Genomic DNA, 19375 nt, shown 5'->3' on the forward strand with positions numbered 1-19375 from the left:
AGGCACGATCAGATGGCGGTTCGCGGAATCTCCCGCTCCCATGATCTATCGCTGATCAACGTTTCACCTTCGAACGCACGCTGCTCGGCACTCAGGTAGAAGGTGGTCTCGTCGCAATGCAGGTGATAGCGGCTGGTCACTTCCACGGAGAACCGACCCTCGCCCTGCTCACGGCTGGCACGATAGACCCACTCGATATCGGCACGGGTACGGGTGGCATCGGTGGGGTGGCTCGAATAGACCTCTTTCGCGCGCTGCTCGACACGCAGGCCGTGGCTCTCGAAGCGCATGTCGCCCATGTCGTCCTCGATGGTGACGGTCACCTCGCCGCTGCCCACGTCTTCATGGATCGTGCGCCTGGGTTGACCGGCGCGCAGCGTCTCGACCCGGCACGGCGTGGCGCTCTCCGGCGGTTCGAACGGCATCGGGATGGTTTCGGCTCGGCATAGCGGTAGTGCCAGTGTCGGCTTGCCAGCCTTGAGCGTCAGGTCGGCACGCTTTTGGGGTGACCAGATCAGCGGAAAACTGGCGCTGGAGAGCGCCAGACGCAGGCGGTGTCCCTTGGGCAGGCGGTAGCCGATCAGATCCAGCGGTAGCCGCACGTCCATCGGCTCGCCGGGAATCGGCGGAGTGATCCTGCCCGCATCGTCGCGGAGGTTGAGGTTGAGCGTGCCGTAGGTGATCAGCGCGCTCTCGCCGCTCGGCGCGACATCGCACAGACGCACGTGGAACTGACCACAAGCTTCGGCGCTGGAGATCGTCGCGGCGACCGTCGGCTGGCCCAGGATATCCAGGCCCTCGGCGTAGGGTTCGGAGTCGAAGGTCAGCGACAGACCATCGTCGCGACGCTGATCCGGCGGAAAGTCGGCGCCGAACCACAGCGGGATGTACTCGCCCTGCAGCGAGCCTGCCGTCAACGGCGAGGCGATCAGACGATCGCCGCTCAATTCGCCGTCGGGGTTCAGGCCACGCTCGCTCAGCGCGAGAATCGTCGTCTCGATCTCGTCGGTTGGCGCGGGCCAGTTTGAGGTGCGTACCCACTCGCCCGGCCGTTCCAGATATTTGGGCGCCGGCGGGACACCATCCTGCAGATAGAAGGTGCAGGGTGGCTCGTCCATGATTCCGGTGTCGATGCCCTTGAGCCAGTAGTCCCACCAGCGCAGCGCCTCCTGCAGAAAGCCGATGGCCGGATCGGGAATCGCGAAGTGGGGGTACTTGTGCATCCAGGGCCCGAGCAGCGCCTTCTTCGGGCAGGAGAGATTCTCCATCATCCGCGGGATCGTATTGACGTAGGAGTCACCCCAGCCGCTGATCATGTAGACCGCGGCTTCGATGTCGCCGTAGTTCTCGCAGATCGAGCCATGCTGCCAATAGGCGTCGCGCTGCTGGTGGCGCAGCCAGGGCTCGGCCAGCAGCGGCATGTTGTCGAGACGATGCTTCCACATCTCTCGCCAGCGTTCGCCGACCAGCAGCGGATCGGGCACCGCGGCGGAGAAGCTCAGCATGGTGGCGGCCCAGCCGAGATTCTCGAGCAGCATGTTGCCGCCCTTGTAGTGGATATCGTCGGCGTAGCGATCGTCGGTGGAGCAGAGGGTGATGATCGCCTTGAGGGGGGCGGGTCTGAGCGCAGCCACCTGCAGGCCATTGAAGCCGCCCCAGGAGATACCCATCATCCCGAGCTTGCCGTCGCACCACGGCTGCCGGGCGATCCAGTCGATCACCTCCAGCGCGTCGGCCTGCTCCTGCGCCGCGTACTCATCCTCCATCAGTCCGTCCGATTCGCCGTTGCCGCGCATGTCGACGCGCACGCTGGCGTAGCCGTGGCCGGCGAAGTAGGGGTGGGTCAACTCGTCGCGCACCGCCGTGCCGTCCCGCTTGCGGTAGGGCAGATACTCGAGGATCGCCGGCACCGGGGTCGTTTCGGCATCCTCCGGTAGCCAGATTCTGGCAGCCAGGCGGGTACCGTCGGCCAGCACGATCCACTGGTTCTCGATTTCGCGCACGCGGTGCGGAAAGTCCTGCTTGATCTTCATGCCTTGTCCTTGGCTGTGGAAGGGGGTGGAGATGTCGGTACGCTGTCGAGTCGCTCGGGATGCTTGAGCCAGGCCCACAGCGAGCCGGTGGCCAGCAGCACGATCAGCATCGCCGGGAGGCCGCCGAGGTTGGAGAGCATCTTGATGCCGTCGATTCCCACGAAACTGACCATGACCCAGGAGACCACGCCGACGATCACGCCCCAGATCACCTTCATCGGGACACCGGCGTTGAGGTCGGAGTCGGCGGTCAGGCCGCGGGTGCAGAGGTTGCCGATGGCGTCGGTCTGGGAGTCCGCCGCGGTGACGTAGGAGATGTAGGCGATGAACAGCAGCAGCGGTATCCACACCTGGGAGAATGGCAACTGACGGAACAGCGCATAGAGCACGTTTTCGACGCCACGATCGTTGAGCACGGCATAGAGGTCGGCGCCGCCCGTGCCGGCATGAGCCTGGAAGTAGAGCGCGGTGCCGGAGAAGATCAGGATCCAGACGCTGGCGAACAGTGCCGGATAGAGCAGATTGACGCGCAGGAACTCGCGCACCGTGTAGCCGCGGGAGATCTTGCCCAGAAACAGCGCCGCCACCGGTGCCCAGGCGAACCACACCGCCCAGTAGAAGATCGACCACCACTGCGGCCACGGGTCGTTGCCCGCGGCGCCGGTGAACAGGCTCTTGGTGAAGAAGTTGTCGAGATAGACGCCGAACGATTCGACACCCAGGGCCAGACAGAAGACCGTCGGGCCGACGATGAACATGAAGACGCCGAGAATCGCGAGCAGCACGGCATTCAACGACGACAATCGGGCGATGCCCTTCTGCAGGCCGCTGGCGGCTGAAATCACGAAGGTCACCACGATGATGGCGATGATCACGCCGAGTCGCAGCGGACTGGTCTCGCCGCCCAGATACTGGCCCGCGCCGCCGGCCAGGGTCAGCGCGCCGGTGCCCAGCGACGAGGCCATGCCGGCCACCAGCGCGTAGAGCGAGATTGCATCGATCAGGCCGCCGAAGCGCTTGATCCTGGGACCGAAGACCGGCTCCAGCATGCTCGAGATCGAGAAGCGCAGGCGCAGATTGTAGAACGCCAGCGCAAAGATCAGCGCCGGCACGGCGTAGATCGCATAGGGCGTGAACGACCAGTGCAGGAACATGGTCGACATGGCGAACAGCATGGCGTCGCTCGATCCCGCTTCCAGCCCGCTGGAGTCGGGTGGGCCCATGTAGTGGTAGAGCGGTTCGGCGGTGGTCCAGAACAGCACACCCACGGCGAGCGTGGTGCACAAGGTGATCGAGAACCAGCGCAGGCGCGACAGCAGCGGCGTGGCATCCCGGCCGCCGATGCGGATACGGCCGAGCGGAGAGAAATAGACGATCACCGCCATGACCAGCAGATAGAGGCTGCCCAGGCTGAACAGCCATGAGAAATTGGTCAGGACCGCATCGTTGAGCGCGCTGGCCGTGGCCAGAAACCCGTCCAGGTCGACATAGCTGGCAATGACCGCGACCAGCAGTATCAAAAAGGTCGGCCAGAATACCAGTGGCCGCAGCGAAGTCTGCATACCCGTCTCCCGTTATGATTGTCGTAGGCGTCGAGGCGCCGTGCTTATGGCGCTATAACCTAACGCCTTTACTGTCCGGTGGAGCAAGCGGCCGCTGGGAATGACGGTATGCATCTGGGTCATGGGGTGGTGGCGGCGACTGTCATCGAACCCTGTAGAATGCGGCCGGGAATCGACGAAGGAGGCACAATGGAGCCCGAAGACCTCACCAGACTGGTCACCCGCAAGATGCCTTTCGGCAAGTACGAGGGGTGGCTGATCGCCGACCTGCCGGGCCCATATCTGAACTGGTTCGCCCGGGAGGGCTTCCCCGACGGGGAGATCGGGCGGCTGCTGGCGCTGATGCACGAGATCGATCACAACGGCTTGAGTTCGCTACTCGAGCCGTTGCGCTGAAGATGTCCTTCTTGCGCTCGAGCGGAAATGGCAGATCGGCGTTGTGCTAACTCAGCCAGCGGCCAACGCCATAAGCGGCGAGCCATCCGATCAGTACGACCAGGGCAAGCCAGGACCAGCGCCTCCAGCGCGTCTGATGGCGGCTGAGTGCGATTTGCAGCTGTTGCGTCAGCAGTTCCTGGCGAACCACGATGCGTTCGGGTGACGAGGAGAAATCGTTGGCGGTGTCCCCTTGCCAGTGGGGGGCATGGGTCATGCCCAGACCCGCCCGCAGCCTGCCGAGGTCGTCCAGCAGGTCATGCAGATCGTCATAGGCTTCGCGATGCGCCGCGTCGCCGAGAGCGCTCAGCGCATCGGCCTTCAGCGTCCGATTGTTGCAGCGTTCTGCAGCCCGGACGATGGTTTTGGGCGCTGCGTCCTTGGCGATGCCGAGTCGGCGATAGAGGTCACGCATGTTGCATCAACAGGTCGTAGGCGTTCTTGATCCGCTGGAAACGCTGCGAAGCTAGGGATATTCGCAAGTCGCCCTGGCCGTGGAAACGATCGGGATGGTGGCGCTGTGCCAAGCGACGGTAGGCTCGTTTGATATCGGTCGAGGAGGCATGCTCGTCGAGTTCCAGGACCTGCAAGGCCAGCCGAATTCGAAAGTGGGGTTGGGGGATGCCGGCCGCCTGTCGCCACTGGCGTTGTCGTCGCTGCTGTTCTTGACTTGAGGCTTCTTCCTGACGCGCTCGCTCTCGGCGCTGGGCGTCGGCCTGACGCTCCTCTTCCTGGCGCTGGGCTTCGGCCTGGCGTGCCCGTTGCAGGCGTTCTTCTTCCTGGCGCCGCCGCTCCGCTCGTTGACGTGCCTGCTGGCGCAGGCGGTCACGCTCAAGGCGATTCTCCCGTCGCCGCGCATGCGCGGCCAGGATTCGGGCTCGCCAGCTTAGCCAGCGGTGAGTCCTGCGCGGGGAGGGAGCCGTGGTGTCTGCCTCGGCTGCCGGCTCGGCCTGTTCTTGCTGCTGCCAGTACGCCTGTCGGCTGGGGTCGCCGGGAGACGTCAGGGCGCGGCCGGCCACCTCGCGGAACAGCCGTGCAAAAGCAGCGGGCGTCACGCCGGAAAGATCGGAGAGAAAGCGCAGAATGTGGTGATTTCGCAAGCTGAGATCGCCCTCGCTCGTGGCCAGCCCGATCGCGCGCCGCAGGAAGGGGTGCGACTGTTCATCGACGCGTTCGCGTAACACCACCTCGGCGGCCAGTTGGATGGCCTTCAGATCGGCTCTGGCGATCGCCAGCAATGTGTCGAGATCCCGGGAATGGCGATAGCCGTTGGCCAGCACTTCGAGATAGCGCCGGTCCTCGGCAAGCACGGCTCGCTTGTTGACGTAGACCCACGTCAACAGCAGCAGAGCCGCGGTATCCGGCGGGTAACGACTTTTCAGCAGCAGAATCTCGAAAGCGGAAAAGCGCGCTGGGGCCATCGATGAATCCAAGCGGAAAAAGGGGTGTTGTCATCATTGATTGGATTCCGAGTATACCCAAACTCGACGAAGAGTCGTCACCGCTGCGTCACGCCGATAGTTTCTGCTGAAGCATAAGCCAGTGCTGCAAGTCGAGACACCGAGCTGCTCATGCGTTGGTGGTGAACGACCCGGTAAGGTCGAGAATGGCCTGGGCCAGACTGCGGTCGACAATGAGCGTATTGAACAGTCCAGCCTTGGCTGCGGCGATCGTTGCCTGGGCTCGATAAGCACCGGCACCGGTACCGATGACACGGGGCACCCTGCGTAATTGGTCCACCGAGATACCGAGAACGCGCCGGTCCAGTTCGCTTTCTATGGCCTGTCCATGCTGATCGAAGAGTCGACCGCTGATTTCGCCGCAGGCGCCTTTGTCGGCTATCTCCTCAGCCTCGCTCGCTGTCAGCAAGTTGTAGAGCGCCGAGCCGGAGGGGCGCCAGGCACCGACCGATACGACGGCGATATCCAATTCCTCGATGCGGGCCAGCGAGCGGGCGATATCGGGTTGGCGCGCCAACGCCCTTGCTGTTTCGGCTTCCTGCAGTACCAGTGGTGCATAGATGGGGTATGCCGTGCCATTGGCGGCTTCTGCGATGATGCGAATGATCTCCACCGATCCGAGTCGGTTGCCGGTGAGGTGGATGGCTCCGGCGAGCTGCACGACCTCACAGGTGGGCAACTGGCGGATCTGGCGTGCCATCGACTCGATCACACGACTCCAGGTCATGCCGACGGTCTGGCCGGGTTTGATCTCGTCGTCGAGCACTATGGCAAGGCGATGGGCTACGGCTTCGATGGTGGATTGGTCGCTACCCGGTGTGCGGTCCACAACGATGGCGTGTTCGATCCCCAAGGCCGCGGCCACGTCCAAGCCCATTTCCGGTGAGAGTTGCGCGGGATGGCGAATGCTGATCATAACCAACCCCGTTTCCCGGGCTTCCTTCAACAGTCGCGCGACCTGAAAACGGCTGATACCGAAGTGACGCGCCAGGTCGCTCTTGGATTCGTCTTCCAGGAAATAACGACGAACCATCTCAAATATTTGATCCTCGCCGACAGAAGCCCTTCGTGGCCGAGTTTTGCTGGCGTCCGTCATAAAGACTCCCTGTACATCCTTAGTTGTAGTCGTCGGTCGAAAACTTGCCCTGAGCGATAGTACCAGCATACGCTTTTGCTCGTTTGAGACGTTTATTGCTCATTCGAGCATCTTCATGGGCGTCTCTTAGTGACTAGATCACCAACGACAACTTGGGTCATGGGTCCGCTGCCTCCTGCCGGAGCCCGCCAAACGAGAGGAATGTCATGAGCGTCGATGATCGGCAGGACCCCACACGGTCAGAGGGCAAATCCAGGAAAGCAGCATTTGCGGCGTTCAGCGGTGCCTTCATCGAATGGTATGACTTCTATCTCTACGGCATCGCCTCGGCGCTGGTGTTTCCGCAACTATTCTTCGCCGATGCCGATGCTTCCGTCAGCCTGATGGCCTCGTTCGGCGCCTTTGCCGCCGGTTTCATCGCCCGCCCCATTGGGGCTTTGCTGTTCGGCCACTTCGGAGACCGGCACGGTCGCAAGACGATGCTGATCATCACCGTTCTCATCATGGGCGTATGCACGCTGTTGATGGGGCTCGTGCCGACTTACGAATCGATCGGCTGGTGGGCGCCCGCGGCGCTGATTACCCTCCGTATCGTGCAGGGGCTGGGAATAGGCGGTGAATTCGGCGGCGGTGCGCTGGTTGCACTGGAGAACGCGCCGAGCCGAAAGCGCGGGCTGATGGGCAGCTTTCACCAGTTGGGTACGCCGATGGGGTTGCTGGTCTCTACCGGGGTCTTCTCCCTGGTCCAACTGTTGCCGGAGTCGAGCTTTCTGGCGTGGGGCTGGCGGATTCCGTTTCTGTTGAGCGGTGTCTTTCTCGTCTTCGCCCTGTTCCTCCGCAGTTCGCTGCCAGAGACGGAAGTCTTCCGCAAGCGGAAGACTCAAGAGCCCGCGCGCCACATCCCGTTGATGAGCCTGCTTCGCGAGCAACCGGGCCATCTGTTGCTCGGGCTCGGCGCACGCATGGCCGATGCGGTGACCTTCAACGTCATCAATGTCTTTGGTATCGCCTACGCCACGTCGACGCTGGGATTGTCGCAGCAGATGATGCTGACCGGTTTCGTCATGTCCGCCGCGGTGCAGGTCTTCCTGACACCGCTGATCGGCATGTTCTCCGACCGGGTGGGGCGCCGTCCGGTCTACATGGCGGGCATCGTCGTCTGCGCCATCGGGGGGCTTGCCTATTTTCCCCTGCTGTCCACCGGAGAGGCCTGGGTCGTCTGGCCGACCATCATCGTGGTGCAGGCGGTGGGCACTGGGCTGATGTTCACCATTCAGGGCACCTTCTTCGCCGAGATGTTCTCGACGCGCGTGCGCTACACCTCGCTCGGCATGATCTATCAGGGCTCGGCGCTGTTGGGCGGTGCACCGACGCCGTTGATCGCCGCCGCGCTGGCCAGTGCCTTCGCCGGTAGTTACTGGGGGCCGGCGCTCTATCTGTTCGCCATGACATTGGTCAGCCTCGCCTGCGTCATCGCGATCACCGAAACCTATCGCAGCGAGCTGTGAAATCGCCATCAATGGAGCAAGGAGCCGCGTCCATGTCAGAGAGGAAAGTTCCCAATATCATGTTCGTGATCACGGACCAGCAGCGATTCGACACGATCCACGCACTGGGACATGAGCACGCGATCACTCCGAATCTTGATCGGCTGGTTCAGGAGGGCACTACCTTCGCGAGAACCTACGTCACGGCGCCATCCTGCGCACCGTCACGAGCCAGTCTGTTCATGGGCCTCTATCCGCACAGCACCGGTGTGTTCCGAAACGACGAGCCGTGGCGGCATTCTTGGGTCGAACAACTGGCGCAGGCGGGCTACCGCTGCGCCAACATCGGCAAGATGCATACCTTCCCGTACGAGACGCCGCTCGGCTTCCACGAGCGCCACGTGGTCGAGAACAAGGATCGCGACCATCCCAACCTGCCGTTCTTCCTCGACCAGTGGGACAAGGCGCTGTGGGCCCGGGGCGTCGACAAGCCGAGCCGGGTGACCTACCGTCACCGCGCCGACTATGACGATTGCCTGGGAGCTTTCGTCTGGGAGGCGCCTGCCGAGCTGCATGCCGACAACTTCGTCGGTGACTTCGCGGCCATGTGGCTCGAGCGTTATCCCGGTGACGAGCCGTTCTTTCTGCAGATTGGGTTTCCCGGACCGCACCCTCCCTACGATCCCACGCCTGAATACCTCCAACCGTTCGAGACGCGTGACGTGCCGATGCCGGTCGGCGACGCGGACGACATCGCCGGTCAGCCGGCGCCGCTCAGGGCGCTGCGCCAGAACCATCTCGACAGCGATCATGACGCGGTCAAGCATCTGGAGCATCCGACCCCCGAGCAGATGGTCCGCCAGCGGCGCCACTATCATGCCAACGTGACGATGATCGATGCGCAGGTCGGGCGGCTGCTCGACGCCTTGGAGAGGCGGGGCGTCCTCGAGGACACCATCATCGTATTCACCTCGGATCACGGCGACTGCCTCAACGACCACGGTCATAGCCAGAAATGGAATATGTACGAGTCGAGTGTGCATGTCCCCGCGATCGTCTGGGGGCCGAAGTTCGTGCGAGGGAGCCAGCACATCGAAGGTTTGACCTCGCTCATGGATCTGGGGCCGACCGTTCTCGAGTTGGCGGGTGTCGAGCCGCCGGCCTGGATGGAAGCGCAATCACTGTTGCCGGCGCTGCAGGGCAAGGCGTGGGCGGGTCGCGAGCATGTCTTCGCCGAGCACGCCCGCGATTTCATCCTGACCGACACCGAATTGATGACCATGGTGCGTGACGACCGCTGGAAGCTGGTGACCTTCGTCGACAGTGACGAGGGGCAGCTCTTCGACCTGGAAAGCGATCCCGACGAGCTCGACAACCGCTGGGACGACCCCTCCTGCCGGGCGCTGCGCGATCACCTCCAGCAGGTGATCGCGCGTTGGCGGGCCGAAAGCGCGACCCATACGTCGACATGGGCGGCGCCTTGGCGCTGAAGGGGGCGTCTCGAATGGCTTCGAACGGTCGTGCCTGCTGTACCCCGCCCTTGGCACGAAAGAACCCGGAGGCCGGGGCCGCCGGGCTTCCGCGTCGACTGGCGGGAGCCGGTAACCATTCGATCGAGCAGGTGGCCATTCCCGCCGGTTCGTTCGTCATGGGGGAAGGTACCGATATCGCCAACCGTCGCGATGGCGAACACCTGACGCATGCGGTCTATCTCGACGCGTTCGTCATCGATGCGACCACCGTTACCAACCGCGATTTCGCGCGTTTCGTCGCCGCCACGGGATATCGCACCGATGCCGAGCGGTGGAGAGTCTCGGCGGTGTTTCGCCATCAAGTGCAGGCAACGACGGAGGACCTGCTCGGCGCCCTCGACGGCATGGCGTGGTGGGTCGCGGTACGGGGTGCGCATTGGCGCGCCCCGGGCGGAGCGTTGTCGACGGTGGATGACCTGCTGGATCATCCGGTCGTGCACGTCAGCTGGCGCGATGCCGTGGCGTACTGTCAATGGGCGGGGCGCTGGTTGCCCAGTGAAGCACAATGGGAGTACGCCTCGCGTGGCGGACTGGCGGGATGCCGCTATCCCTGGGGGAACGAAGTGACGGACGACTGCGGGGCATGGCGCTGCAACATCTGGCAAGGCGACTTCCCCCACACCAATCTCATCGAGGATGGCTGGCGTTTCACCGCGCCGGTCGAGGCCTTCCCGCCCAATGGTTATGGCCTGTATCAGACGGTCGGCAATGTCTGGGAGTGGTGCGGCGATGGCTTCGACCCCGATTACTACGCGCGCTCGCCGTTGAGCAACCCGCCGGGACCGCCCGACGTCGCGCGCCGCGTGATGCGAGGCGGCTCGTTTCTGTGCCACGACTCGTACTGCAATCGCTACCGGAACGCGGCGCGTACCTCGAACACACCGGCAGCTTCGAGCAGCAATATCGGGTTCAGGACGATCGGCGTGAGATCTTGAGCGACTTCTGCATCACCCCGCGCTTCAACCTCACCCCGCTGCGATGAGCGTAGTCATCGATGGCGAGCAGTTCGTAATCGTGGGCGAGATAGAAGTCGATGGCGTTGAGCGCGGCGGAGAGCGTCAAGGTGACGATGCCTTCCTGGCTGGCCAGCTCCTCGGCCCGGGCCAGCAACTGCGAACCACAACCGCGCCGGAAATGGTCCGGGGCGACGAACAGCGCTTCCAGCTCCCGTTCGCCGACGTCGACGACGGTGTAGCCAACGATGTTCCGCCCTTGTTCCGCCACGATCGCGTGACCCTGTCGAAGGAGATGTCGGAAACCGTCGCTCGGTGCGGCAGCGAGCCAGGTCTCCAGTGCGGCGGGCGGGTAGTGCCCCGCGCACTGAACCCTTGCCGCCAGGTTACGGATCGACCAGAGCGCCGGCAGGTCGTCGGGCGCTGCCACGCGAAAGGCGAGCTCGTTGCACATCGCTCAGCGCATCCCTGAGGTCTTGTTCAGGTTCTCCGGACCGAAGGAGTCGGGCAGCAGTTCGTCCATGGTATAGCGCTTGAGCGGGCGGCCCTCGCCGTCGAGAACCACGATCCGGGTCTCCGGCGTGGCAAATTCGCGAATGCGCTGACGGCAGTCGCCGCAGGGCGTGCAGAGGTGCTCGCCGGGGCCGATGACGTAGATCTCATGTATCTCGCGCTCGCCGCTGGAGATCAGCCCGGCGATGGCGCTGGTCTCGGCGCAGAGTCCCTTGTAGTTGGCGCTCTCGACGTTGCAACCCGCGTGGGTCTGGCCGCTCTCGCTGATCAACACTGCGCCCACCGGATGGCCGGAATAGGGCACGTAGGCGTTGTCGCGGACGTGTAGCGCCATCCGCCGGACTTCATCGGATACCTGGATATCGGTCGCGGCCGGTTTCATCGATTCGTCTCCCGATCATCGCGCAACAGCCCTTCCAGGGTGATCGCCATCATCTCGGAAAAGCCGGTCTGGCGCGCCTGGGCATCGAGGGCTTCGCCGGCGAGGATGTGGTCGGAGACGGTGCACACGGTCAGTGCGCGGGCGCCGAATTCGGCGGCGACCCCATACAGGCCGGCGGCCTCCATCTCGACGCCGAGAATCCCGTGGCGCTTCATGGTCTGAAAGAACTCGACGTTCGGCGTGTAGAATAGATCCGCCGAGAACAGGTTGCCGACCTTGATCTTCGTGCCGCGTTCGCGGGCGGCGTCCGCCGCATGGCGGACCAAGTCGAAATCGGCGATGGCGGCAAAATCGTGACCGCCGAAGCGCGCCCGGTTGACGCTGGAGTCGGTGCTCGCCCCCATGCCGATGACGATATCGTTGACCGCGACGTCGTCGCGCACCGCACCGCAGGAGCCGACCCGAACCAGTCGCTCGACGCCATACTCGGTGATCAGCTCCTTGGCGTAGATGGAGCAGGAGGGAATGCCCATGCCGCTACCCATCACCGAGATCCTGCGGCCCTGGTAGGTGCCGGTGAAGCCGAGCATGTTGCGCACCCGGTTGACGCACTCGACATCGTCGAGAAAGGTTTCGGCGATGAACTGGGCGCGCAGCGGGTCGCCAGGCATCAATACGGTGTCGGCGAAGGCGCCCGGTTGGGCGTCGATATGCGGGGTTGCCATCATTTGTCTCCCTGGGGCGATTCCGTCAGTAGTGAACGCCCATGGTCCATCGAGGTCAGTCCGAAATGCTCGGCCAGCGTCTGGCCGATATCGGCGTAGCTTTCGCGGCGGCCGTAGTTGCCGGGGGCCAGCCTGTCACTTGCGATCAGGATGGGCACCTGCTCACGGGTGTGGTCGGTCCCGCGCCAGGTCGGGTCGTTGCCGTGATCGGCGGTGAGGATCAGCAGGTCGCCGGGCTCGAGTCTTGCCATCACCTCCGGCAGACGCCGGTCGAAGGCCTCCAGGGCGCCGGCATAGCCTTCCGGGTCGCGGCGGTGGCCGTAGAGCGTGTCGAAATCGACGAAATTGGTCATCACCAGCGTCCGGTCTCCGGCGTCGCCGATCGCCTTCAGCGTGGCGTCGAACAGCGCCTCGAACCCGTGCGCCTTGCGTACCTCGCTGACGCCGCAGTGGGCGTAGATATCGCCGATCTTGCCGACACCGAGTACCCTGCCACCATCGTCGTGCAGCTTCTGCAGTACGGTCGGCGTCGGCGGTTCGATGGCATAGTCGCGGCGATTGCCGGTACGTTCGAAGGTTTTCGGCGTTTCGCCGATGAAGGGGCGGGCGATGACGCGGCCGATGTTGTAGGGCATCAGCAGTTCGCGGGCGATCTCGCACAGCCGATAGAGGCGGTCGAGACCGAAGTGGGTTTCATGGGCGGCGATCTGGAACACGGAATCCGCCGAGGTGTAGACGATCGGCTTGCCGCTGGCGACATGTTCCTCGCCCAGCGCCTCGATCACCGGCACCCCGGAGGCGTGGCAGTTACCGAGCACCCCGGGCAGCTCGGCGCGCTCGATCAATGCTTCGAGCAGTTCCGGCGGAAAGCTGTTCTCGCGGTCGGTGAAGTAGCCCCATTCGAACAGTGCCGGCACGCCGGCGATCTCCCAGTGGCCAGAGGGGGTGTCCTTGCCGGAGGAGATTTCGCGGGCACAGGCCCAGGCACCCTCGACGGTGTCGGGAACGTCGACGCCGGCCGCCCACTCGCCGGTACTCAGCCGATGGGCGTGATAGAGCCCGAGACGAGCCAGGTTGGGTAGCGCGAGCGGCCGGCCGGCATCGGCGCGATAGTGGGCGATATGTCCCAGGGTGTCGGCACCGGCATCGCCGAAGTCCGCGGCGTCCGGGGCGTTGCCGATGCCGAAGGAGTCGAGGACCAGCAGAATCGCGCGTTTCATCTCTTTGCCTCGTTCATGACAGATCTTCCTGGCGCAGCGTGGCGTGAACCAGCGGGGGCGGCTCGACGGGTGCATCGCCGAGGTCGAAGGCGTGACGCAGGCGTTGGCTGACGGCGTCGGCATCGGCCCGATCCGCGGCATGGATGCGCAGCAGCGGCTGTCCCGGTTCGAGGTGCTGGCCGAGCGGGGCGATGTGTGACAGGCCGACTCGGTGATCGATGGCGTCACCCGCGTTACGTCGGCCGCCGCCCAGCTCGACCACGCCCAGGCCCAGGGCGCGTGTGTCGATGGCGCGGAGGAATCCCGTCCGATCCGCCTCGAGGTCGAGCGTGACCGGGGCGGTGGGGAGATAGTGGCCGGCGCGCTCCGCCAGATCGCCAGGGCCGCCGAGACCCTGCACCATGCGCGAGAAGCGCTCGAGCGCCTCGCCGGAGTCGAGCGCGCGATCCAGGCGCTTGTCGGCATCACCGGCATCGCTGGCCAGGCCGGACTGGATCAGCATCTCCTGGGCCAACGACCGCGTCACCTGATAGAGGCGGCTCTCCTTGCCATGACCGCCAAGCAGCCGCAGTGCCTCGAAGACTTCCAGTGAATTGCCGGCGCAGTCGGCCAGCGGCTGGTTCATGTCGGTCAACAGTACGCAGGTCCGGGTGCCCGCGCCGCACCCGATGGCGACGATCGCCTCGGCCAGCTCGCGCGACGCTTCCGGCGTCGGCATGAAGGCGCCGCTGCCGACCTTGACGTCCATCACCAACGTCTCGAGGCCGCAGGCGAGCTTCTTGCCCAGAATCGAGGCGACGATCAGCGGGATCGACTCCACCGTGGCGGTGACATCGCGAACGCCGTAGAGACGCTTGTCGGCCGGCGCCAGCGACCCGGTCTGGCCGATGATCGCCACGCCGACCTCTTTCACCAGGCGGCGGAAAACGGCGTCGGGCGGGGTCACGTCGTAGCCGGGAATCGATTCGAGCTTGTCCAGGGTGCCGCCGGTGTGGCCCAGGCCGCGACCGGAGACCATCGGCACGTGGCCACCGCAGGCGGCGACCCAGGGGCCGAGGACCAGCGACACCAGATCGCCGACCCCGCCGGTGGAATGCTTGTCGAGCACTGGGCCGTCAAATGCGAGGTCGTCCCAGCGCATCACCTGCCCGGAGTCGCGGATCGATTCGGTCAGCGCCACCGCCTCGTCCCGGTTCATGCCGTTGAGATAGACGGCCATGGCGAACGCGCCGATCTGCGCGTCGCCGATGCTGCCGTCGGCGATGCCGCCCATGACCAGGTCGAGCATCTTGCGGTCGAGGGTCTGTCCATCGCGCTTACGTCGAATGATTTCCTGCGTCAGCATGGCGCTCTCCGCTCATGATCGACCGTGTCAGTATCCGCCGCGGGTCGGTTGGGTGTCGTCGCCCGAGAGTGTCGCGAGCAGCGCGTCCAGTAGACCGGAAGCGCCGAAGCGGAAGCGCGCGGGCGTGAGCCACGCCTCGCCCATGATGCCGGCGGCCAGGTCCAGATAGGCCTTGGCATCGTCGCTGGAGCGGATGCCGCCGGCGGCCTTGAATCCGACGTCACGGCCACTGTCGCGAATGGCGCCAAGCAGTATCTCGGCGGCTTCCAGCGTGGCGTTGGTCGCCACCTTGCCGGTGGAGGTCTTGAGGAAGTCCGCACCGCACTCGAGGGCGATGTCTGCCGCCTGACGGATCAGCGCCGGGTCCTTGAGTTCGCCGGTTTCCAGTATCACCTTGAGCAGGCGGTCGCCGCAGGCGTCGCGGCAGGCGGAGACCAGGGCGCGTCCCGACTCGGCATCGCCGCCGATCAGCGCCTTGTAGGGAAAGACCACGTCGACCTCGTCGGCGCCGGCCGCGACGGCTGCCCGGGTCTCCCGGCAGGCGCGCTCGACGTTGACGCTGCCGTCGGGGAAATTGGTCACCGTGGCGATCCGCACCCGGTCGCGGATTCCCATCGCCGTCAGCTCGCGATCAGCAGCGTCGATGAAGGCGGGGTAGAGGCAGACCGCGGCAGGGGCGCCGTATGGCGTGTCGGTACGACGACACAGGGCTCGAATGGCACCCTCGTCGTCGTCATCGTTGAGCGAGGTGAGGTCCATCATTGCCAGCGCCTGGCTGGCGGCGTGCTCGAGACTGCTCATCCATTTATCTCCTTGTCCGGCGTCTTGCGCCGGTTTCCTGCCGGGCCCGGCTCCCGGCGCGATTCCGTCCAGTCTGCCGGGGCTTCGTGGTGATTGTGCGTCAAGCACTCCGGGTCAGGCGGTACCGGCCAGCGACAGAAAGATCCCGGCCAGGGTGGCCGACATCAGGTTGGAAAGGGTGCCGGCGAGTACGGCCTTGAGGCCGTAGCGGGCGATCTCGGGCCGGCGACTGGGCGCCAGCGTGCCGAGGCCGCCGAGCAGGATCGCGATCGACGAGAGGTTGGCGAAGCCGCACAGCGCGAACGACAGGATCGCGGCGGTGTGGGGGGACATCGCCTGCCCGGTCGACTCGACCACGGTGTCCCCGCTGATATAGGGGGCCAGGTTGATGTATGCCACGAATTCATTGACCACCAGTTTCTGGCCGATGAACGAACCTGCCAGCGTCGCTTCATGCCAGGGAATGCCGAGCACGAACGCCAGCGGCGAAAACAGCCAGCCGAGGATCATCGACAGGCTCAGCGAATCCATCCCGAACCAGCCGCCGACGCCACCGAGGATGCCGTCGATCAGGGCGATCAGACCGATGAAGGCCAGCAGCATCGCGCCGACGTTGGCGGCCAGCATCAGCCCCGACGAGGCACCGGAAGCGGCGGCATCCAGCACGTTGGCCGGCTTGTCCTCGGCTTCCAGGACCTCCTTGGCCTGCTGGGTGCGATCGTCGGGCGTCTCCGTTTCCGGCATCAGAATCTTGGCAAACAGCAGGCCACCGGGCGCCGCCATGAACGAGGCGGCAATCAGGTACTCCATGGGGATGCCGAGTTCCGCGTAACCGGCGAGCACCGAGCCGGCGACGGACGCCAGGCCGCCGCACATGACCGCGAACAGCTCGGAGCGCGTCATGCTTGCCAGGAACGGCCTTACCACCAGCGGCGCTTCGGTCTGGCCGACGAAAATGTTGGCCGTGGCGGAAAGCGATTCGGTGCGCGAGGTGCCCAGCACCTTCTGCAACGCGCCACCCAGGATGCGCACGACCCACTGCATGATGCCCAGGTAGTAGAGCACCGCCGTCAGCGACGAGAAGAAGATGATGATCGGCAACACCTTGATGGCGAAGACGAAGCCGACATTGGTCGGGTCGGCCAGGTTGCCGAACAGGAAGCCGATGCCGTCGTTGGCGTAGCTGATGACCTGGCTGACGGCGCTGGAGACGGAGCCCAGCACGCTCTGGCCGACAGGTACGTAGAGCACGAAGGCGCCGATACCGGCTTGAATGGCGAAAGCGCCGATGACGGTCCGCAAGCGAATCGCCTTGCGGTCGCTCGAGAAGATCAGCGCGATCAGCAGTAGCACGATGACGCCGACCAGACCCATGAGGAGTGTCATGTTGTTGTCCTTGGTGTTGGCCTTTGTGGGTAGGAAGCGCACATGAAGGGCATCGGCGAGCGGGGAGAGGATCCCGTGGCCTGGCGCCTGCGGTCATGGACCGATATGACGGTGGCCGACACTCGAGTAGCGCAGTTCCTGAGATATTTTTAACATTTTTGGGTTTTGCTCGTCACTTATTGTTTTTCTTTTAACAAGCCCATAAAGTAGTTTTGGGCCGTGGGTAGGCCTATATATGGTGTTTTTCAGGCTACTTCGTTACCAGACTTGCTTGTGTCAAGCCGGTGTCGGTCGACGGTGTAGATGAAAAAATAGTCACAAAATCAAGACGGCCATGCCGTAGGCCCTGTTTGAAAAATCGATGAGCGTCGTTCAGCCAAGGCAAGAATCGGCGCGAAGACGCCGTGTGGGTGAGCGCAGGGATTTTTCAGACCAATCGAACAACGATGTCACAACAAACAAGGTAGGGGGATCGCATGATAGAGCGACTTGCATGGCCGAGGGTGGATTCGGTGCGGCCGGCAGACGGGGGAATTCGTCATTCGCGACTGACACTGGCGGCAGGGTTGGGGGCGATGCTGCTCGCCGTCTCTCCGGCCTGGGCCGCCGATGACCAGGGCGGTGCGCCGGTCATCGAGCAGGAGACGCCGGACGAGGGGCCGACCGCCGAAGGGCAAACCGCCGATGGCCCCTATCTTTCCGACTGGTATCATCAGAACCTCACCGTCATCGGCAGCAAGAATATCCGATTCGGGCCGCAGCAGGTCGACGATATCTATCTGGAGTACGAGTTCTTCGGTCGCAAGGGGCCGCTGGATCTCTACGGCTATATCGATTTTCCGAAGTTCTTCGGCGTCGGCAACGCGGCGGACAGCGGCATCTTCGACAAGGGGTCGCCGGTGTTCATGGAGCTGGAGCCGCGCCTCTCCATCGATGACATGACCGGCCAGGACCTCAGCTTCGGCCCGTTCAAGGAGTGGTTCGTCGCCTTCGACTACATCTTCGACTGGGGGCACACCACCGAGAGCCGCCAGAACACCCTTTATGCCGGCCTGGGCACCGATATCGACACCGGCTCGCCGCTCGGGCTCTCGTTCAATCTCTACAAGCGTCGCCAGTGGGAAAACTACGGCGCCGCCAACGAGCACTCCTGGGATGGCTATCGCGCCCAGTTGAACTACTCCTACCCGCTGGGCAGCTTCGATAACGGTGCGTCGCTGGTCTACGTCGGTTTCACCAACCACGACTTCGGTTCGGACCTGGGCGACAACGACCCGACCCGTACCAACGAATCGACCGTGGCGACCAACGTGCTGCTGTATCAGTTCACGCATCTGCGGTTCATGGCAGTGGCGCGTTACTTCCACAACGGCGGCCAGTGGAACGATGGCGAGATGGCGCCGTTCCCCAACAGTCACGGCGACAGTTTCGAGTTGCGCTCCACCGGCTGGGGTTACTACTTCGGCGTCGGCTGGCAGTTCTAACCTGGCGGGGAGGGATTCGCCGACGGGGAGCCTGCGGGCTCCTCGCTGCGTTACAGGGTATGATCATCGACCGACGGCAATACCGCGCTGCCTGCTGCGCCTCCAAGGAGGAGTCCTGCCGTGCGAGACACTGTCGCGACACCCTGATCTGGAAGATGATGTCGGGAGAACCCCATGAATGGCCGCAGCGCCGTAAGGCTCGAGAGACTCCGTGAAGCGATTCGGCGTCACGGTGCGCTTCCGTTGGCGGACGCGGCGACGCTGTGCGATGTCTCCGAAATGACGGTGAGGCGGGATATCGCCGCCAGCAATGGCGCTATCGTCTCTTTCGGCGGCCATCTGGTGATGGCCGATAACCCCCAGTTCGCGGTCGCCTACAATCTCGATGCGCAGAGAGACCGCTACGCGAAGGCCAAGCAACGTCTCTGCGAGGCGGTCGTGTCGATGATCGAGGAGGGTGATACCGTCTTTGTCGATTGCGGCACGACGTTGATGCCGTTCTGCGCGTTGCTGCCGCGCGAGATGAACGTGACCATCGTGACCTACGCCCTCAACGTGGCCAACGCGTTCAGCCAGCGCGACATGCCCAACATGCGCTTGGTGGTGCTCGGGGGGCTCTACTACGCCGCTTCCGACTCCTTCGGCGGGCAGGACGTCACCACGGCGATTCGACGCCTGGGCATCAACAAGGCGTTGATCTCCGCCGCCGGCGTCCATGCCGAAAAGGGAGCCAGCTGTTTCCACTTCCATGAAGTGGCGCCCAAGCAGGCCGCCATCGAGCATGCGGAGCGCAGGATCCTGGTCGCCGACGAGAGCAAGCTCGACGTGATGCGTGCGGCATTTTTTGCCGAACTGTCGGATTTCGACACCCTGCTGACCAGTGGCGATCCCGGCCGGACCTGGCGCGACCGGATGCCCGCAGAGGTGGGCGCGAAGATCGACGTGGTCTAATCATCCTGCT

18 protein-coding genes are annotated in these 19375 nt (G+C 64.1%); 6 read left to right on the forward strand and 12 right to left on the reverse strand.

Going from position 1 to position 19375, the window contains the following annotated elements; translation table 11 throughout:
• Positions 1 to 8 precede the first annotated feature (8 nt).
• Positions 9 to 2033, reverse strand: a complete 2025-nt coding sequence (locus tag DOM45_RS12965; RefSeq protein WP_110601168.1) for a CocE/NonD family hydrolase — start codon at positions 2031 to 2033, stop codon at positions 9 to 11.
• Positions 2030 to 3595, reverse strand: coding sequence for a BCCT family transporter (locus tag DOM45_RS12970; protein WP_110601169.1), 1566 nt, complete (start codon positions 3593 to 3595; stop codon positions 2030 to 2032). Before DOM45_RS12970 ends, DOM45_RS12965 begins: the two co-directional genes overlap by 4 nt.
• Positions 3596 to 3784: 189 nt before the next feature.
• Between DOM45_RS12970 and DOM45_RS12975 the strand changes: the two genes are divergently transcribed.
• Positions 3785 to 3991 (forward strand): DUF3820 family protein, encoded by a 207-nt coding sequence (locus tag DOM45_RS12975; protein ID WP_110601171.1) that lies wholly within the window; start codon positions 3785 to 3787, stop codon positions 3989 to 3991.
• Positions 3992 to 4037: 46 nt separating this feature from the next.
• Here DOM45_RS12975 and DOM45_RS12980 read toward each other — a convergent pair whose 3' ends face one another.
• The 3 genes from DOM45_RS12980 to DOM45_RS12990 all read right to left on the reverse strand — a co-directional run bounded on the left by DOM45_RS12980 (position 4038) and on the right by DOM45_RS12990 (position 6586).
• Positions 4038 to 4445 (reverse strand): hypothetical protein, encoded by a 408-nt coding sequence (locus DOM45_RS12980; RefSeq protein ID WP_110601173.1) that lies wholly within the window; start codon positions 4443 to 4445, stop codon positions 4038 to 4040.
• Entirely contained in the window at positions 4438 to 5451 is a 1014-nt protein-coding gene (locus DOM45_RS12985) for a J domain-containing protein (RefSeq protein ID WP_110601174.1), read from the reverse strand. The genes DOM45_RS12980 and DOM45_RS12985 overlap by 8 nt, the downstream gene beginning before the upstream one ends.
• A 148-nt stretch (positions 5452 to 5599) precedes the next feature.
• Positions 5600 to 6586, reverse strand: coding sequence for a sugar-binding transcriptional regulator (locus DOM45_RS12990; protein ID WP_157958422.1), 987 nt, complete (start codon positions 6584 to 6586; stop codon positions 5600 to 5602).
• Between the two features lie 206 nt (positions 6587 to 6792).
• Between DOM45_RS12990 and DOM45_RS12995 the strand changes: the two genes are divergently transcribed.
• From DOM45_RS12995 to DOM45_RS13005, 3 genes are read left to right on the forward strand one after another with little or no spacing between them, the layout of a single operon-like run.
• Complete coding sequence (locus DOM45_RS12995) at positions 6793 to 8094, forward strand: MFS transporter (RefSeq protein ID WP_110601177.1); 1302 nt, start codon at positions 6793 to 6795, stop codon at positions 8092 to 8094.
• A gap of 32 nt (positions 8095 to 8126) precedes the next feature.
• Positions 8127 to 9563, forward strand: coding sequence for a sulfatase family protein (locus tag DOM45_RS13000; protein ID WP_110601178.1), 1437 nt, complete (start codon positions 8127 to 8129; stop codon positions 9561 to 9563).
• A gap of 14 nt (positions 9564 to 9577) precedes the next feature.
• Positions 9578 to 10540, forward strand: coding sequence for a formylglycine-generating enzyme family protein (locus tag DOM45_RS13005; RefSeq protein ID WP_205909460.1), 963 nt, complete (start codon positions 9578 to 9580; stop codon positions 10538 to 10540).
• Here DOM45_RS13005 and DOM45_RS13010 read toward each other — a convergent pair.
• The 7 genes from DOM45_RS13010 to DOM45_RS13040 form a co-directional block, all read right to left on the reverse strand.
• Positions 10515 to 11012 (reverse strand): GNAT family N-acetyltransferase, encoded by a 498-nt coding sequence (locus DOM45_RS13010; protein WP_110601180.1) that lies wholly within the window; start codon positions 11010 to 11012, stop codon positions 10515 to 10517. The genes DOM45_RS13005 and DOM45_RS13010 overlap by 26 nt on opposite strands.
• Positions 11013 to 11015: 3 nt before the next feature.
• Positions 11016 to 11453, reverse strand: coding sequence for a cytidine deaminase (locus DOM45_RS13015; protein ID WP_110601181.1), 438 nt, complete (start codon positions 11451 to 11453; stop codon positions 11016 to 11018).
• Complete coding sequence (gene deoD, locus DOM45_RS13020; RefSeq protein ID WP_110601183.1) at positions 11450 to 12178, reverse strand: purine-nucleoside phosphorylase; 729 nt, start codon at positions 12176 to 12178, stop codon at positions 11450 to 11452. Before deoD ends, DOM45_RS13015 begins: the two co-directional genes overlap by 4 nt.
• On the reverse strand, positions 12178 to 13398 hold the full coding sequence (locus tag DOM45_RS13025; protein WP_110601184.1) for a phosphopentomutase: 1221 nt from the start codon (positions 13396 to 13398) through the stop codon (positions 12178 to 12180). The genes deoD and DOM45_RS13025 overlap by 1 nt, the downstream gene beginning before the upstream one ends.
• Positions 13399 to 13411: 13 nt before the next feature.
• Positions 13412 to 14743, reverse strand: a complete 1332-nt coding sequence (gene deoA, locus DOM45_RS13030) for a thymidine phosphorylase (protein WP_110601186.1) — start codon at positions 14741 to 14743, stop codon at positions 13412 to 13414.
• 27 nt (positions 14744 to 14770) lie between these two features.
• Positions 14771 to 15544: a deoxyribose-phosphate aldolase gene (gene deoC, locus DOM45_RS13035; RefSeq protein WP_110601188.1), complete on the reverse strand. Its 774-nt coding sequence runs from the start codon at positions 15542 to 15544 to the stop codon at positions 14771 to 14773.
• A gap of 114 nt (positions 15545 to 15658) precedes the next feature.
• Positions 15659 to 16930, reverse strand: coding sequence for a NupC/NupG family nucleoside CNT transporter (locus DOM45_RS13040; protein WP_110601189.1), 1272 nt, complete (start codon positions 16928 to 16930; stop codon positions 15659 to 15661).
• A gap of 476 nt (positions 16931 to 17406) precedes the next feature.
• On the opposite strand from DOM45_RS13040, the gene DOM45_RS13045 reads away from it, so the two are divergent.
• Both DOM45_RS13045 and DOM45_RS13050 read left to right on the forward strand, forming a co-directional pair.
• A complete protein-coding gene (locus DOM45_RS13045) occupies positions 17407 to 18414 on the forward strand; it encodes a nucleoside-specific channel-forming protein Tsx (protein WP_240612395.1) in 1008 nt (335 codons plus the stop codon).
• 174 nt (positions 18415 to 18588) lie between these two features.
• Positions 18589 to 19365, forward strand: a complete 777-nt coding sequence (locus DOM45_RS13050) for a DeoR/GlpR family DNA-binding transcription regulator (RefSeq protein ID WP_110601193.1) — start codon at positions 18589 to 18591, stop codon at positions 19363 to 19365.
• Positions 19366 to 19375 lie beyond the last annotated feature (10 nt).

This window comes from Salinicola lusitanus (assembly GCF_003206045.1).
Classification (GTDB): domain Bacteria; phylum Pseudomonadota; class Gammaproteobacteria; order Pseudomonadales; family Halomonadaceae; genus Salinicola; species Salinicola lusitanus.